General features: G+C 46.7%; 14 protein-coding genes and 1 pseudogene. 10 read left to right on the top strand and 5 right to left on the bottom strand.

Going from position 1 to position 16902, the window contains the following annotated elements; genetic code table 11:
• The first annotated feature begins 121 nt into the window (after positions 1-121).
• Both F0316_RS17395 and F0316_RS17400 read left to right on the top strand, forming a co-directional pair.
• Positions 122-811, top strand: a complete 690-nt coding sequence (locus F0316_RS17395) for a hypothetical protein (RefSeq protein ID WP_164366052.1) — start codon at positions 122-124, stop codon at positions 809-811.
• A 42-nt stretch (positions 812-853) separates the two neighbouring features.
• A complete protein-coding gene (locus F0316_RS17400) occupies positions 854-2098 on the top strand; it encodes a zinc-dependent metalloprotease family protein (protein WP_142740458.1) in 1245 nt (414 codons plus the stop codon).
• Positions 2099-2110: 12 nt separating this feature from the next.
• On the opposite strand, the gene F0316_RS17405 is transcribed toward F0316_RS17400, so the two are convergent.
• Positions 2111-2827, bottom strand: coding sequence for an NUDIX hydrolase (locus tag F0316_RS17405; protein WP_000637375.1), 717 nt, complete (start codon positions 2825-2827; stop codon positions 2111-2113).
• 398 nt (positions 2828-3225) lie between these two features.
• On the opposite strand from F0316_RS17405, the gene pncB reads away from it, so the two are divergent.
• Both pncB and F0316_RS17420 read left to right on the top strand, forming a co-directional pair.
• Positions 3226-4533 carry a nicotinate phosphoribosyltransferase gene (pncB, locus tag F0316_RS17415; protein ID WP_148524487.1) on the top strand — a complete coding sequence of 436 codons (1308 nt, stop codon included), beginning with the start codon at positions 3226-3228 and terminating at the stop codon, positions 4531-4533.
• Between the two features lie 30 nt (positions 4534-4563).
• Entirely contained in the window at positions 4564-5604 is a 1041-nt protein-coding gene (locus F0316_RS17420) for an oxidoreductase (RefSeq protein ID WP_142740459.1), read from the top strand.
• A gap of 36 nt (positions 5605-5640) precedes the next feature.
• On the opposite strand, the gene F0316_RS17425 is transcribed toward F0316_RS17420, so the two are convergent.
• The 3 genes from F0316_RS17425 to F0316_RS17435 form a co-directional block, all read right to left on the bottom strand.
• A complete protein-coding gene (locus F0316_RS17425; protein ID WP_001249605.1) occupies positions 5641-5997 on the bottom strand; it encodes a rhodanese-like domain-containing protein in 357 nt (118 codons plus the stop codon).
• A gap of 14 nt (positions 5998-6011) precedes the next feature.
• Positions 6012-7568 carry an EAL domain-containing protein gene (locus F0316_RS17430; protein ID WP_149560763.1) on the bottom strand — a complete coding sequence of 519 codons (1557 nt, stop codon included), beginning with the start codon at positions 7566-7568 and terminating at the stop codon, positions 6012-6014.
• A gap of 175 nt (positions 7569-7743) precedes the next feature.
• The gene (locus F0316_RS17435) at positions 7744-8394 is read right to left on the bottom strand and encodes an HAD family hydrolase (RefSeq protein ID WP_001010777.1); all 651 of its coding nucleotides are present in this window, start codon (positions 8392-8394) and stop codon (positions 7744-7746) included.
• 189 nt (positions 8395-8583) lie between these two features.
• On the opposite strand from F0316_RS17435, the pseudogene F0316_RS17440 reads away from it, so the two are divergent.
• A pseudogene (locus F0316_RS17440) lies at positions 8584-10363 on the top strand (SulP family inorganic anion transporter).
• A gap of 41 nt (positions 10364-10404) precedes the next feature.
• Here F0316_RS17440 and F0316_RS17445 read toward each other — a convergent pair.
• Complete coding sequence (locus F0316_RS17445; protein ID WP_114813095.1) at positions 10405-12084, bottom strand: RluA family pseudouridine synthase; 1680 nt, start codon at positions 12082-12084, stop codon at positions 10405-10407.
• 643 nt (positions 12085-12727) lie between these two features.
• On the opposite strand from F0316_RS17445, the gene F0316_RS17450 reads away from it, so the two are divergent.
• The 5 genes from F0316_RS17450 (at position 12728) to tssE (ending at position 16897) form a co-directional block, all read left to right on the top strand.
• The gene (locus F0316_RS17450) at positions 12728-13012 is read left to right on the top strand and encodes a type VI secretion system PAAR protein (RefSeq protein ID WP_000526406.1); all 285 of its coding nucleotides are present in this window, start codon (positions 12728-12730) and stop codon (positions 13010-13012) included.
• Positions 13013-13079: 67 nt separating this feature from the next.
• Entirely contained in the window at positions 13080-14000 is a 921-nt protein-coding gene (locus F0316_RS17455) for an SEL1-like repeat protein (RefSeq protein WP_002052840.1), read from the top strand.
• Between the two features lie 431 nt (positions 14001-14431).
• The gene (gene tssB, locus F0316_RS17460) at positions 14432-14938 is read left to right on the top strand and encodes a type VI secretion system contractile sheath small subunit (protein ID WP_000031391.1); all 507 of its coding nucleotides are present in this window, start codon (positions 14432-14434) and stop codon (positions 14936-14938) included.
• Between the two features lie 43 nt (positions 14939-14981).
• The gene (gene tssC / locus F0316_RS17465; RefSeq protein ID WP_000108140.1) at positions 14982-16457 is read left to right on the top strand and encodes a type VI secretion system contractile sheath large subunit; all 1476 of its coding nucleotides are present in this window, start codon (positions 14982-14984) and stop codon (positions 16455-16457) included.
• 2 nt (positions 16458-16459) lie between these two features.
• Positions 16460-16897 carry a type VI secretion system baseplate subunit TssE gene (gene tssE, locus F0316_RS17470; RefSeq protein ID WP_000221000.1) on the top strand — a complete coding sequence of 146 codons (438 nt, stop codon included), beginning with the start codon at positions 16460-16462 and terminating at the stop codon, positions 16895-16897.
• Positions 16898-16902: the final 5 nt, after the last annotated feature.

A 16902-nucleotide genomic window follows, 5' to 3' on the forward strand; every position in this document is an offset into this window, starting at 1 on the left:
GATTTATTTAATTCGATAATGTTGATTTTTATTTCTGGTACAAAATCACACTATCTAGGTTGTGTTTCTGTGTCGTTTTTATTTATAACAACAACACTTATTTATCACGGATGTGTATCAAATGAAGCTATCAAGGTTGTTATTTTTATCGTTTGTTGTTCTATTTTTTTTAGGTATTTCTTTACTCTATTTTACCTATTCAAGTACACCGCGTACTAACTTACCTGATGAGCGGCAGGAGCACGCCATCGCTCCGAAACCGACACCTGAGATTGAGTTATCGATTCATGAACACCCTGCTGTTGAGCTTGATTCAACGGAAAATCGGGTTGTGAATGAGCAGGAAGAGGTGCAAGAGCTAGGTGAAGATCCTCGCGTGACCGAGCCACAAAACGTAGAGCAAGTCTGGCAGCCCATCAATCCTACGCCTGAACTGGCAGACCTGAAGCCGAAGAGCCAAGCCGTCACTGAAATTCAAGCGATTGAATTTGAAAATATCGATCAGTTTCGCGTGTTAATGGCGGGGGATTCAGCCACTTTGCAGCTTCCAAATGGAGAGAGTATTCGAGTTCTGATTGATGAGGCGCAAACTCAAGCTCAAGGCATACAAACATGGGCCGGAAACTTTGAGACGCAGGGTGGCACTTTTCCGGTGACATTCACTTTTGGCCAACATTCCATCATGGGTTTTATTGGTCATCCCCAAGGTTCTATCAAAATAGAAGGGGTCGGACACCAAGCATGGGTGTACCAAGTCCCTGATAGCCACGGTTTCGAGCACGATACGCAATCGCACGATCGCGCTCATTAACCTCGCGCTTATCGCGCATTTACACAAAAACTAGGAGTTATTATGAAAAAGGCGTCATTGGCACTGGCCGTAAGTGTCGGACTTTGCTCACCCGCAATTTGGGCTACGACCCAAATTGATGTATTAGGCTTATACACCCCAGATACTGCGAAAGGGTTTAAGCAAGAGCATGTCGCTCAAATGCAGCACAGCGTGAACGTAGCGAACAAAGTCCTGAAAGACAGTGGTCTGGACATTAATGTTAATTTAGCTGCAACCAAAGAAGTGCAATACGACACACAACCGGGATTGAAGAAATCTCAGAGTGAAGTGCTCTATGCTGCAACTCCATCTAATCGGCTCGACCCAGCTTTTGCGGATGTTGAAGCTTATCGCCAACAAGTTGGGGCGGATATGGTGGCTATTTTTCGCTACCTTGATATCAATAACTCGCCCGATTATGAGCGTCTCTCGAATGGTGGTTACTCAATTAGCTGTGGTTTGGCTTGGATTGTGGCTCCTTCAGCGTGGAAATATCCACAAAATGCAAAGAAAAGCATGTATAGCCATAGCTATTTAAATGAGTGTGGCGCGGAAACCTTTATCCATGAATTAGGGCATAACTTTGGTCTTCAGCATGCTCATGAGCAGTATCAAAATAAAGATGGTTCACTCTATCTTCCACATCTTAAAGATGGCACGGAAGTCGATGCTTATGGCTATGGGATTAAAGGGCAATTTGCCACCATCATGGCATACCCACACTTATTTGGCGTGGGACGCAGTTATAAGTTCTCTAGCCCAGATCTGCTGTGTGAGGGAGGAGCTCCTTGTGGTGTGAAAGATTATGCTAACTCAGTACGTGCGATAGGCCTCACGGCTCCACATATTGCGCAAGTTTACACGGGTACAAATCCTCCGGTTGATGATGGAAATCCCGGGGATACAGAACCGACAGACAATACGAATAACGTTGTTACGATAAAAGGTCCGCTTGCACTACCGGATATGAAGATCCTGACTTTGCCGATCGTGGTAAGCGCTCAGCAATCCAGCACGGCGCAGGTTGCGATTGACATTACCCATGAATACCGTGGCGATCTGAGCATTAGGCTGTATGCTCCAGATGGAAGCTATTGGGTATTGAAGCAAGCAAACCGTTATGATCGTGGCCAAAGTTATAAAGTGCAATTCACGCTAAATGACGTTGATCCGTCTGCTGCTGAAGGAGAGTGGCGTCTTGAGATCCAAGATCACTTCGGTGGCAAATTGGGCACCTTGAACCAGTTCCAAATCACCTTCCCGTAAGTGTTTAGTTTTTTAGCCACGCAAGCAAGTCTGAAAATAGATGACTTCGTTACTGGCTAAGCGATAAACCGTCGCAGGTTTGCCGCCTTTACCTTTGCTAGAGGCGGCAATTTTATTAGTACTGACAATTACCCCTGTATCGATCAGCCGACGTTTTACCGTCATGCGATTGACGTCCACTCCGAATTTGGCGTAAGCCTCAATAATATCCGCCACCAAAAACTCCTGCTCAAGTGAAAACAGCACGACTGAAGTGTACTCAACCGCTGCGCGCAGTTTTTTCCATGCATGCTGAATTTGCGCCACATGATCAAACGCCAGCACTTGTTTACCTTGCAAAATCGTCTCTAGTGCAAACCAATTAACACGGCTCTTATCCATCCCAGCCTCTTCAATCTGCGTGACGTTGGAATGATTGAGCAGGGCATAGTGAGAAATACTGATGCTCCAACCGCTTGGGTCGCGCTTAGGATTACCGTCCACCAAAGGATCACTGATGAAGTTGGGGTAAGTATGGATTTTCTGGCGGCAGATGCGCCGACGCGCAGAATCAAAATCTTTGTCAGCGGGTTCGCCACCTTGTGCGCTGAGATCCTCATCAAACACCCAACCACCGGGAATCGCCCAAAGACCGCAATCAGGGCGGTTTGGATTGCTGCGTTTGACCAACAAGGTCTCAATGCCCTTGGGGGCAAGGCGCAAACAGATCATATCAATGGTGACAATCATACAAGGTTCCTACATTAGGGTGCGGCTATTCTAGGTAACTGAATGGTAAGGGTCAAATGTAAATAACAAAATGTGATTAACTGAATGTTGGGCAGTTTATAGCAGACTGAATACCATATACCCTTCCTACTTGAAGCTGCAGCGGTGTTGGCAGCATTCACTCACCCCAATCACATAGTGTACCTATGCTCATGGGGATTCACTCATTTGCCGCCTACCTGCAACTCCAAGCAGTTTGGGTATAGAAGGCGTGCTGGCTGTGCTTTAACCGAAGATTCCTTCTGTTTATTGTGGGTTTGTCACAAAAGTTGACAAACATAGAGGGCTCCATTATCGTGCCTGAAAAAGTTAGCAACAAAATGTTACTAACATCCGAAGTGTACTGAAGGACGGCAATCATGAATTCACGCCTGTTTTCTCCCCACATCATTCGTAGCCTGCTCGACCTTGATGCTTATAAAATCAATATGATGCAAGCGATACACCATTTTTATCCGGATGTGTCGGTGCGCTATGAATTGATTGTGCGCAGTGAAGAGGATGCCAGCGGACTTCTTGATGCCATCCGTCAGGAGATCGCTCATCTTGGCACATTGCGCTTTTCGGATGCTGATATTCATTATTTGACTCAGCATGCGTCACATCTCAAGGCGACCTTCTTGCAATCGTTGCGTTATTTCCATTTTGTGCCTCAAGAGCAAGTAGAGATGGGGATTGTCAAACAAGGTGGAAAACAGCAACTGCGGATCAGTATTCGTGGCAGTTGGCGTGACACGATTTTGTATGAAACCTTAGTCATGGCGATCGTATCTGAAGTACGCAGTCGTCAGCGTTGGGCTGAGGTACCTGCTGATTTACCACTGAAGGTGCTCAAAACCAAGCTTGAACAATTAAAAGCGGAGATTGAGCGTCGTGGGATCAACAACTTTTCTTTGACCGAAATGGGGACCCGCCGCCGCTTTTCTAGCCAAGTACAGCGTGATGTGTTGGCTTGCCTGAAGCAAGAGATCCCACAATGGGTGCTGGGTACCAGCAACTACCATTTCGCTCGTGAATTTGATTTAAAGCCGATTGGCACCATCGCCCATGAATGGTTTATGGGGCATCAAGCTTTGGTTAATGAGCGCGATTCACAACAAGTGGCGTTAGAGCGCTGGTTGACGGCGTTTGATGGCATGCTCGCCATTGCCCCGACCGATACTTTAACCATCGATGCCTTCTTGAATGATTTCAACCGTCATTTGGCAAACGCTTATGATGGTGTACGCCATGATTCGGGCTGCCCATTCCGTTGGGGGGATAAAATGATTGCCCACTACCAGCAGTTGGGGATTGATCCCACCACCAAGCTTTTCATTTTCTCGGATGGTTTGGATTTCGGGCAGGCACTGGATCTGTGTGAATATTTTGCTGGGCGAGTGAAGATTTCTTTCGGGATCGGCACCTTTTTAACCAATGATTTAGCGAATTGGCGTAATGCGGCGGGGGTTGAGTATCGCCCACTCTCGATTGTGATTAAGCTTGCGGAGTGTCAAGGTCGCCCGGTGGCGAAAATCAGCGATCAACCGGAAAAAGCCATGTGTGAAGATCCGATCTTTTTGGCTAATCTCAAACGGCGCTTTAACATCGAATTGGATGTGGATGCGCTTATCCAAGAGCTGCGTCATCAAAAGCGTTCACCACGACACTATATTTCAGCGGCCTAATCGCCGCGAAGCCATTGGAGGCGACTTGCTATGCCCAATACCCCACTTAAGGTTGGCGTTATCGGTTATGGATACTCTGCGAAAACGTTTCATTTGCCGTTTATTGACTCGTTAGAATCGCTCACCTTAAGCGCGATCAGCTCTAGCCAGCAGCCAGTGGTACAAGCAGATTGGCCACAGATCGCCTACTTTGATTCGGCGCAGCGGCTCATCACAGAAAGTGATGTCGACTTGGTGATTATCACCGCGCCAAATGATGTGCATTTTCCTCTGGCGAAACTCGCTTTAGAGCATGGCAAGCATGTGATTGTCGAAAAGCCGTTTGTGACGCAGATTGAACAAGGCCGCACCTTGATTGAACTCGCGAGGCAGCAAGGGCGGTTATTGAGTGTCTTCCATAATCGTCGTTGGGACGGGGATTTTTTGACAGTCAAAAAGCTGATTGAGCAAGGACAACTCGGTGACGTGAAGGTATTCGAATCGCACTTTGATCGCTATCGTCCTGTGGTTCGCCAGCGTTGGCGGGAACAAGCGCAAGAAGGGGGCGGCATTTTGTTTGATTTAGCGCCCCACTTACTGGATCAAGCCTTAGTGTTGTTTGGTCTTCCGCAGTCGTTATCCGCAGATTGCCGGATGATGCGACCAGAGGCCACCACCATAGATTACTTTGATCTGCAATTGTATTACCCACAGCATGTGGTGCGCTTGCACGCGAACTTGTATAGCCCAGAGCCTAATGTGCGTTATCAAGTCCTTGGCAGCCTAGGTAAATACGTGAAGTATGGCTTAGATCCGCAGGAAGATCGTTTGAAAGCCGGAGAGCGTCCTACTCACCCTCAGTGGTCGCAGGAAATGCCCGAACAATATGGCATCTTGTATCACGCAGAGGGGAGTGAAGACGTCATCACTGAGCTTGGGGGGTATCAGCACTATTTCACACAAGTGGTTGAGGCAATCCGAAACGGTGCATCCAATCCCGTGAGTGCAGAGTCGGCGCTGCAATCGATCCAACTGATTGAGTTAGCGTTAGAAAGTAGCTCCAAAGGCCAACGCTTAGCGGTGACTCTCTAACGTTAAAGCACTCACGCTTTAGGCTAAGCAGCGGAGCTATTTGTTCGCTGCTTGGCGCATTTCTTCATAACCACCACCGTTATGCACTCGAGTATAGCCCTGTTCAATCAAATATTTCTGAGCGATGCCAGAGCGATTGCCACTGCGGCAGTAGAGCACGATAGGGCGCTCTTTCTCGATGGCGCTAAACGCGGTTTCTACCTCGCTCAGTGGCCAGTTTAGCGCCGTATCGAGGTGTCCTTGCGCATATTCTTCGACGGTTCGAACATCAATCAAGAGCGCACCTTCATTGACCATCTGCCATGCGAGCTCTGCGCGCTCGGAAGCTTGAGCTCCAGAGCTAAACCAAGCACTCAATAAGGCCAATAACGCTTTTAATCCATTTTGTCGCATAACGAGTTCCTTCATTATGTTTTGCTTGTGGCAAAGTCTAATGGTATCGAGGGTTGTTTTTCAAATGCCAAAACTTGCTCTAATGGCATCGGTTTGGCGTAAAAATAGCCTTGAATCCAAAACACATTTCGTTCTGCTAAGTAATCAACTTGGTATTGGTGCTCAACCCCTTCCGCGATGACTTCAATGTTTCCTCCTTGAGCGGAAGCGATGATCGAATCTAATACACTGATTTTTACATCGTGGGTGTTGATGGTATCGATGAACATTTTGTCGATTTTGATGCTACTGATTTGTAAGTTTTGTAGATAAGCAAAGCCACCGTAGCCAGTACCAAAATCATCAATTTTAAACTGATACCCTTTCTTCAAGAGGTAAAACACTTCCTCTTGCGCTTGAGTCATGGCCTTGATTGGGACTCGTTCGGTAAGTTCAAATTTAAGGCGCTCAGTGTATGGCCAATGTAGCTCTTCCAATAAATGGGTCAGATGGTGTTGCTCAAGGTGGTCGGCGACCACGTTAATACTGACCCAACGTGGTGCGGGGATCAGCGCGAGATCGCGATAGACTTGTTGAATAAGTTGGTTGGTGATCTTGACGACCAAGCCAGAATCTTCTGCTACAGAGATGAATAGGCTGGGTGGTACAAGTTGGTGGCCTTTTTGCCAGCGTAGTAGCACTTCGTAACCTACGACTTCTTGCATTCTTGAATCGACAATGGGCTGATAATAGGGAATAAACTCTTCATCTCTGATGCCTTTTTCAATCAAGCCTTCAATAGAATTACGATAGTTACGTAAAATCAAATAGCTTGCTGAGAGAAATACGCCAAGCAGTACTGCGAGAGGGATCCCCCAAGTGAAAACCTGTTGTCGTGCAAAAGTGAGTAAAGTCTCACCAGCAAGCAGGGTTTGTTCACTATGGAAAGGAGCGTTACCCGAATGCTGGCGAATAGAAAGCGGATTGGATTCCTCTAGTATGGCGATGTTGCCACGCTGAATGGCCAACTCACTGAGCATAGGATCCAAAAACTTAAACTGTAAGTAAAAACAATCAGAGCAAGGTTCGCGAAGCAGCTCTTGCGCCCAACTGCCATCGACTACCCAAAAGACGCGGCCTCTTGGTTCGCTATATTGGATCAACAATTCTCGTGAAGCTGTTTGGGTTTTAGGTGTTGCAGAGAGAGTGAAGCCCATCGGCTCAGAGGCCGATGAATCCGCCGCAAGAGCAATCGGATAACCTACGGTGGAACAGCCATCACCTTGTGCATTTTCAATGCCGATCAAACGAACAAATCGGTTGTAAAACTGTGGGTCACGGATTAGCTGTAGATCATGGCTATTACAAGTAAACGTCAGTGACTGGACTTGTTGCGTGATCATACTGTCTAAAGCCAGACTGCGTTGCTCGAGGTACTGATTAATCTCAGCAAATTTCTGATTAAGCAGATGTTGTGCGACAAGCGGAGCCCAGAGCGGCTGAGCCAATAAAAAAATAATCAAGGGTGAGAGTAGAATGGCAAACGCGATTCTCATCGGTGCTTTTGAAATCACAGTCTTTTCCTTAGCCATTGTAGAGCGTCAGCGTGGCAAATAAGTCCAAACTATGTAACACAATGAAATGCAAAGCAATGCATTGATAGATTTTGTTTATGAAAGCCGTCCTTGGCTCTCACTGAAGGCCGAAGGCTGTGCAAATGTGTGCCTGATAAATGGGTCACTCACTTGCCGCCTGCCACAGTAGCTCCTAGTGATTGGGGGATAGCAGATCAATGACTTCATTTAGGCTAGTGCAAATAGGATGACCAAGAGCGATCACCTCGGGGCTCGGTTTGACTAAATCAGGGATCTGGAAAGCGTGCATTTGCGCTGCCATAGCGGCTTTGATGCCATTATTCGAGTCTTCAAACGCAAGGCACTGCTGAGGTTCGACACCTAAGCGCTCTGCCGCGAGTAAATAGATCTCTGGATGAGGTTTACCCTGAGTCACTTCACAGCCCGTGGTGATGTTCGCAAAATAGTGATCTAAACCAGCCAACTGCAACTTGATAAGTGCCACTTCTTTTTGGGTAGAGGTCGCGACAGCTACTGGGATTGAACGGGCTTTCAGCCACTCAAGAAGTGCGATCACCCCATCTTTATGTGGTATGGCTTCATGCATGACCACGGCGTTATAACGCTGCCGCCACTCGTTATGTAACCTTGGCAAATCTTCACCGTAAGCTTGGCTCAAAATGCCATTAATGGTTTTGGCATTACAGCCAATCACCGAGAGATAGACCTCTTGCCGAAAAGGCAATCCACAAGCGGTACACGCTTCTTGAAACACTCGCATACAGACCCGTTCGGTATCGAGTAGTAGACCATCCATATCAAAAATAGCGGCTTGAAAGTTCATCGTTCCCACCTACCACAAAAAAGTGAGCGGCTATTGTCCCATACTTTCCTGATGCAAGAGAACCCAAAACTGAGAACTGTAGTGGTTGGATCAGTAGATAAGGGTATTTTAGATCAGTAAATTAGCGAGAGAGTTGCGGCAATTTCCGCTAAACTATGTTGCAAAACAATGACAATTTAGTGTCAGCAGGTGAATGAAGTGAAAGCAGTGTGGATAAGGCAGTGGTTCCCCGGACTCTACCAATTTAAAGATTATCAACGGGGATGGTTAACCGATGATGTGCGAGCAGCCTTTTCTGTTGTGGCTGTAGCGCTGCCTGTAGCGATCGCTTATGCGCAATTAACCGGCGTGCCTGCTATTGTCGGACTTTATTCGTGTGTTTTGCCTATGTTGGTCTATGCGCTGATGGGCACCTCACGCCAATTGATTGTGGGGCCAGATGCCGCCACTTGCGCGGTGATTGCGGCCGTGGTGACTCCTCTTGCCGCCGGAGATACCACCAAGCACTGGCAGCTGGTGATGACCATGACCGCCATGACCGGTTTTTGGTGCATATTGGCGAGTCGGCTCAAACTGGGCATTTTCGCCGATTTTCTCTCAAGGCCGATTTTGTTAGGTCTGCTTAATGGGGTGGCGCTGACGATTATTGTTGGTCAGTTTGCCAAAGTATTGGGGCTCAAGTATGAAAAACGTTATCTGCTCGAACGGATTGTTGAAGCGCCAGAGCTGCTGTACTCCTTGCATTGGCAAACCTTGGGTTTGAGTGCGCTCACTTTAGCGATTTACTTAGTGATCAAGCGCTGGCAGCCGAGATGGCCTGCGGCGATGTTTGCAATCATGGTCGCGGCCTTGCTGGTGTGGGCACTGAATCTTGAAAGTGTGGGCGTACAAGTGGTGGGGGTTATCCAAGGCGGTTTACCTGAGTTCCAAGCTCCGGCTTTTGATTTAGGGATCAGCCGTGAACTCGTTATGCCTGCGCTCAACTTAGCGATGGTGAGCTTTGTGAGTATGATGCTCACCGCTCGCAGCTTTGCGGCTAAAAATGGCTACGATATTGATGCGGATAAAGAGTTCCGAGCGCTTGGTGTCGCGAATGTCGCAGCCGCCTTTTCGCAAGGCTTTGCGATCAGTGGTGCCGATTCTCGTACCGCAGTCAATGACGCCAATGGTGGTAAATCGCAACTGGTTTCGGTCATTGCAGCCTTGTTTATTGCGCTGGTGGCGGTTTTTGCTTATCAGCCTTTGCAATTTATCCCTGTCGCGGCTTTGGGCGTTGTACTGATCATCGCCTCATTGTCTCTGCTCGATTTAAAAGGTGTTTGGAATTTAAGAAAGCGCGATAAAGATGCGTTTTACCTCGCACTCATCACCTTCATCGCAGTGTTAGTGATTGGGGTGATCCCAGGGATCACCTTGGCGGTACTGCTGGGTTTATTCCAATTTCTCAAATTGGTGATGCGCCCCACTGATCAAATGATGGGATTGGATGAGGAAGGAACGCTGCGCACACTCGATGGTTCAGAGAAAGCAAAACCGATCCCCGGCATGGTGATTTTCCGTTTCAATTCACCGCTGACCTATTTTAACGCGCCTTATTTTAAGCGGCGTATTCTCGATCAGACGGAGCGTGAAGGCGCCCAAGTGGGTTGTGTGATCATTGATGCCGTGGCCAGTTTTACCCACTTAGATCTGAGTGTGATGGCGATGCTGGCGGACTTACATGGCATCCTGAAAAAAACGCGGTATCCGTCTCATTCTGGCGGGGCGTAAGCGCAGTTTACGCCATTGGTGTGATCTCACCGGGATCAATACCGCTGAAGGGGGAATCGTGCTGCGTGCCGATATGTATTTAGCCATCAAACTGAGTGGTTGTTACCTAAGTGCGATGGAAGAAGGCCATGTCCCTGTGGTGCAGAAGGAACCAGATATCAGCGTGTTGCTAAAACCAACCACGACCGAAGTGGCTTAAGAATGGTTAGGGGCTCAAGTTGAGCCCCTTTTCTTTTTCGGTTAAAAATCCGCATCGACTTGGAAAGTCATGGGCTGCTTAGTGTAGGGATGAGCAAAACTCAGTTGTTCGGCATGCAAAAACAAACGTTTGTCTTGCAGGCCATACAAATCGTCACCGACAATCGGCGCATTTAAGCCAAGATGATGGGCGCAATGTACTCGCAATTGATGGGTACGTCCTGTATGTGGGTAGAGGTAGACACGAGTTCGGTTTTGCTCCACTTGCACGGTTTCCCAATGAGTGAGTGCAGGCTTACCTTGCTGCCAGCACACTTTTTGTCTTGGCCTATCATCCAGATCGCCACACAAAGGCAACTGGATCTCACCTTGTGTTTCGCTTAATTTTCCTTCGATAAGTGCGACATAGCGCTTTTGGACGGCACGAGAAATAAACTGCTTTTGCAACTGTTTGTTAGCACGTCGCGTCAGCGCAAACACCAAAAGTCCAGAAGTAGACATATCGAGACGATGTAGGGCAAATACCCCTTCTGCTTGGGTAAATTGAGCCTTTAAGCGCGTCAACACCGAATCATGCACATGCACACCGGGGACAGAGAGAAATTCAGCAGGCTTATTGACCACCACGATGGCGTCATCTTGATACACAATGGTGATGTCTTGACCTTGCGCCGGATTGCTGAGCAGTGGATTATCTTCCAGCGCCATCCCTTCTAGCATGTGCGCCAAAATCGGTTGGCATTTACTCTGACATGCAGGATAGAACTTCTTATGCTGACGAATTTCCGATTTGGGGGAGCGCCCCCACCAGAACTCTGCCAATGCAATGGGTCGCAGCTGATGTTGGAACGCATAGTGTAATAGCTTTGGAGCCGCGCACTCGCCTGAACCTGCGGGTGGAAGCGGATTTTTGGTCACGGAAAATAGCTCAACCAAATCCTTTTCAACGCCACGGATATTGGCAAAACGATAGGCGGAGAACAGTTTTTTCTGCAGCGCCGCAGAGCGCTGTTTACGTTGCTGTTTCAGTTGCTCAATGCGCATGAGTTTATGATCTAACCTATGCTGTAAAGCCGCAATCCGCTGTTCACACTCTTGTTTGAGGCACTGTAACTGACGCTTTTGTTGCACACTTTCTTCCGCTAGGCGAGCCAACAGAGTGTGTTTTTCTTTTTCTGGTAGCTCTTCTGCTTGTAAGCGCTGCTGTTTTCGAAAGTGACGCTGCTTGCTGTGCAATGTACGCCGTTGGCTCAGCTCATGCTCGGCTTGTAACTGAGATTGCTTAAGGGCACTAGCGAGTTCCGCAAGCTCCGGATCAGTTTCTTGCTCTCGCACTTGTTGGTTAATGACCGCAATCTGATCGCCATCCACTCTGAAAAAAGACGCATCAGCAAAGCGATCAAACACAGGAGGAACAAATCCCGGCAACCGATTTTGTTCAGCCAGTTGACCAGAGAACGCCGCTAAATAACCCAAGGTTCCAGAGCGATGCTGCACAACCAGTACTCCAAACATTTTGCCGTGAGCTTGTGGGTCGGTTTCCGTTAAACCAAAAGGGTGATACCAATCGGTTTGAGTGAGCAAATGTTGCTGTAGCTCATCGGCCGCAATTTCAGACAGTGGGTGTGGCTGATAACAAAATGGAAAAGTAAAGCGCTCGGGTAGCGCGATATGAGCGATGACAGAAGTGAAACGAGTGAAGCAATCGGGCAGTGCAGACATACAAATGACAGAGTGGGTAAAGCAAAGACGCATCTTACCTGCTTGGGTGAAACTTGTCAGGTAGAGTTTTGAGCAGTACGCAGGTGGGTTATTAAAGTGAATCTTTTAATATGCGAGAGCTGCAATGCGTGATGGGCTCATTTATAGCCAGCCTACAACGACAAAAAATTCCTATGTAAGTTATTGATATTATCAATCACTCTGAGCCAAATTATATTTTCCGGAAATTATCATACTCAACCAATTTCAATGCCTTACATTAAATATAAGTCATTAAAACTCATTTTGCCTCTACTTATCTCAATATTGAGAAATTATAGAAAATAAACTAATTGAGCCTATTTAATTATTAGGATGTAATTAATTAGAAATCTCAAATTAGAGACGTTTTTATTTCCATATTATGAATTGAAACTAATATTTTGCATTTAAGGAATAAGTATCCCATGTTGATATTAATTTCTTATTTATTGACACTAGCATGACACTATTTATTTTTGGGCAATTTTTTGCCTATTTGGCGAGGATTAGTCCCATTTAGGCAATATATTGCCCAGTTATGAGGTTGATAAGCAAAAATGACCTCCAAAAGTATGGAACATTAATTGCTTTAACACATTTTACTAACCTATGAGGACAGAATATGGGTAACGGAATCGTAGTAGGACATTTAGGTACAGATCATGATGGTTTCCCGCCAACGCCAGTGACCGCAGGCTCATCCACTGTGCGTTATGATGGGATTCCAGCGGCTCGGCTTGGTGATCCTCTAGCCCCTCATGACAAGCCCAAGCATCCGCCCCATGGCCGTGCGATTGCCGCAGGCTCAGGTACCGTGATGATTGATGGTAAACCCGCAGCAAGGGCTGGAGATGCGGTCGATTGTGGTGGCGTATTACAGGGAGCAAGCAGTGTCAACATCGGTTAAGACCCTGATTTTTATCGTAACTCTTCTGTTTGTAGGGCGTAGTTTTAGCGAGGAAATAAACTACGATATGCAGCAGTTGAGTGCTCAGCAAGCCTACGAAAATGGTCGTTTGCTGCGTGCGCAATTTAAGAATTTAGCCGCTCGCGAATACTTGAAATACGCAGCAGACCTTGGTGAGCCAAGTGCGGCTTATCTTTATGCGATGGAAGTGGCTAACTACCGAACCACCATTCGCACTCCGCCTGAAAGCCAGCACTATTTATTGCTCGCTGCTCAAGGTGGAAGCCGTCAAGCGATGCGAGTGTTGTATCAAAACGGTGAGTGGCTCAGAGCCGCAGAACGCAGTTTATGGCAACAAACTTATTACGATACTTTGATTGAATTAGGCTCTCGTGAACCGAGTCAGGCCGCTTATGAGCTCGCGCTGTACCATCAAAAGGATAATCCCAAGCTTGCACAGCATTATTTAACGATTGCAGTTGAATTTGAACACCCTGCAGCTCTGATGCTTATGGCGCAACAGATTGAGCAAGGAGAGGGCAGTTATCCCATGCCTGGTAGCCGAGCAACCGAAGCTCGAAAAACGTATCTGAAAGCGGCGCAAACGGGCTATATCCCTGCGATAAGAAACTATATTCAACTTCTTGAAAATAAAGGTAAATACCAAGATGCCTATTATTGGCGCCAGCAGGCAGTACAGCGTGGCGATCTCACTTCTTTGGTGGCGATGGGCGGTATTCTCAGTGGACAGAGTGAGTTTTATCGTTTTGTCGAGCCGGATCTTAAGCAGGCCAAGGCTTACTTCAATCAATATTTAGAAGTGGCAGGCAGCGATCGCTTGAGTCATGTCTACCAAAATAGTCAAAAGCAACTGCTTGATATTTCAATGCAATTAAGTGACCATGAAAAAGAAATTTCAGAGAAAATAGAGCTTCAACTCGAAAATTATCAGCCTTTTTTCAACCATGATGCTTACTGGGATAATTAGTTCCCTGTTAAGTATTATTTAAGTATGGTTATTGGATATATTTTTGGGTAAAAGATCACGCTTCGGGTTTTTTTTCGATTACTTTTTTGTCTCCATGAATAGAATGCCATCTCATATTTATTGGGTATTAGATCATCGCAAACAATATTTAGACCAGATAACTGATACATGGCAGCAAAAAGCTGCTAATGATAAGTTTGCATAATAAGCCTATTTTTCATCAATATATCAAAATACAACAACACTCTGTGACATGGCTTAGTGTGGGATTTATTTTCTCACAGTGTCACGGAAGTGATTGACTCTATTTCATATTTTGAAATGAGAGCCCTTAGTTATCACTAAGGATAAGTTCAAGATTCTTGGTTGATTGAATGATTTCAATCAACTGTTTCATTGACAACGTTTGGCATAGGTATTGGAGACGTAATATGTCTAAAGAAGGAAGTGTAGCTCCCAAAGAGCGGATTAATATCAAGTATATTCCGGCGACGGGGGATGCACAGGCTGAGGTTGAGCTACCACTCAAAACCCTAGTTGTAGGTGATTTCAAAGGGCATGCGGAGCAAACGCCATTGGAAGAGCGTGCAACAGTCACGGTAGATAAGAACAACTTTGAAGCCGTAATGCGCGAGAGCGAGCTGAAAATCACCGCCACGGTGAAAAACAAGCTGACTGATGATGAGAATGCCGAGCTTCCTGTTGAACTCAATTTCAAATCCTTAGCCGACTTCGCTCCTGATGCGGTGGCATCACAAGTTCCAGAACTGAAAAAATTGATTGAGTTGCGTGAAGCGTTAGTTGCCCTTAAAGGGCCGCTAGGCAACATTCCCGCATTTCGTGAGCGTTTACAGTCATTACTCAACTCAGAAGAGTCGAGAGAAAAACTGTTGGCAGAACTGAATCTGCTCAGTGGTCAAGAAGAGCCACAAGCGTAAGCAAACGTTATTAATCAATTAATCACTCATTAGGAACTTAATGATGTCTACGACTGAAAAGGTATTGGAAAGGCCACAGCTTGCTCAAGGTAGCCTTCTTGATGAAATTATGGCGCAAACCCGTATCGCACCAAGCGAAGAGGGTTACGACATCGCGAAAAAAGGTGTTGCAGCGTTTATCGAAAATCTTATGGGTTCACAACACTCTGCTGAGCCTGTCAACAAATCTCTGGTTGACCAAATGTTGGTTGAACTGGATAAAAAAATCAGTGCACAGATGGATGAAATCCTGCACAACTCACAATTCCAAGCGATGGAATCGGCGTGGCGCGGTTTGAAGCTGTTCGTGGATCGCACTGATTTTCGTGAAAATAACAAAGTCGAAATCCTTCACGTAACCAAAGATGAACTGCTGGAAGATTTCGAGTTTGCTCCAGAAACGGCTCAGTCCGGTCTTTACAAGCACGTTTATTCTGCCGGTTATGGTCAATTTGGTGGCGAACCTGTTGGCGCGATCATTGGTAACTATGCGTTTACCCCTTCAACGCCAGATATGAAGCTGCTGCAATACATGGGCGCACTGGGTGCCATGGCGCATGCTCCTTTCATTTCAAGCGTAGGTCCTGAATTCTTTGGTATCGACTCCTTCGAAGAACTGCCTAACATTAAAGATCTCAAGTCGACATTTGAAAGCCCGAAATACACCAAATGGCGTTCACTGCGTGAATCGGAAGATGCGCGCTATCTTGGTTTGACTGCGCCTCGTTTCCTGCTGCGTGTTCCTTACGATCCAATCGAAAATCCAGTGAAGTCGTTCAATTATGCGGAAAACGTCAGTGCTTCGCACGAGCACTACCTGTGGGGTAACACGGCATTTGCCTTCGCAACTCGTTTGACGGATAGCTTTGCTAAATATCGCTGGTGTCCAAACATTATCGGTCCACAAAGTGGTGGTGCAGTTGAAGATCTGCCGGTGCATGTCTTTGAATCTATGGGTGCATTGCAAAGCAAGATCCCAACCGAAGTCCTGATCACGGACCGTAAAGAGTTTGAACTGGCGGAAGAAGGTTTTATTGCTCTTACTATGCGTAAAGGCAGTGATAACGCGGCGTTCTTCTCTGCAAACTCCATTCAAAAACCTAAGGTTTTCCCAAATACCAAAGAAGGCAAAGAAGCGGAAACCAACTACAAGTTGGGTACCCAGTTGCCGTACATGATGATCATCAACCGTTTGGCGCACTATGTGAAAGTTCTGCAACGTGAGCAGATCGGTGCTTGGAAAGAGCGTCAAGATCTTGAGCGTGAACTGAACTCATGGATCAAACAATACGTTGCTGATCAAGAGAACCCACCTGCAGACGTACGTAGCCGTCGTCCACTTCGTGCTGCGCGCATTGAAGTGATGGATGTGGAAGGCAATCCAGGTTGGTATCAGGTGTCGCTCTCGGTTCGTCCTCACTTTAAGTACATGGGTGCGAACTTTGAGTTGTCATTAGTTGGACGTCTTGATCAAGCCTGATTATGACGTACATCGCACCTGAAGAGAGTGCATTTGGTGTTGGCTTTTTCGAACGTTTGGAAGCCAACGCCAAACCTATGTCGCTGACCCGTGGGCCAGACGCGTGGGATGTACTCGAATCGATCAAACGGAATGTCTCTAACATTCTGAACACTCGAATTGGTGGAGCGCAAAGTGCCCCTCATCTCGGGTTGGTGGATTTTAATGATGCAACGCTGGAAACCTTAGATCTCTCCGTGCGAATTAAATTGGCGATTCAACAGTGCCTTGAGCGCTATGAGCCGCGTTTAACTCGCGTTCTGGTGAGAGCGGATCAAGATAGCTTTAACCCGCTGACTTTAAGGTTCCACATTACCGCGACCATCAATAGCGAAGCGTTACACGAAAAAGTCCAGTTCAGTCTGTTATTGGATCAAAGCAGAAAATATCGAGTGTTTTAACCTCT

The organism is Vibrio cholerae, assembly GCF_008369605.1.
Classification (GTDB): Bacteria; Pseudomonadota; Gammaproteobacteria; order Enterobacterales; family Vibrionaceae; genus Vibrio; species Vibrio cholerae.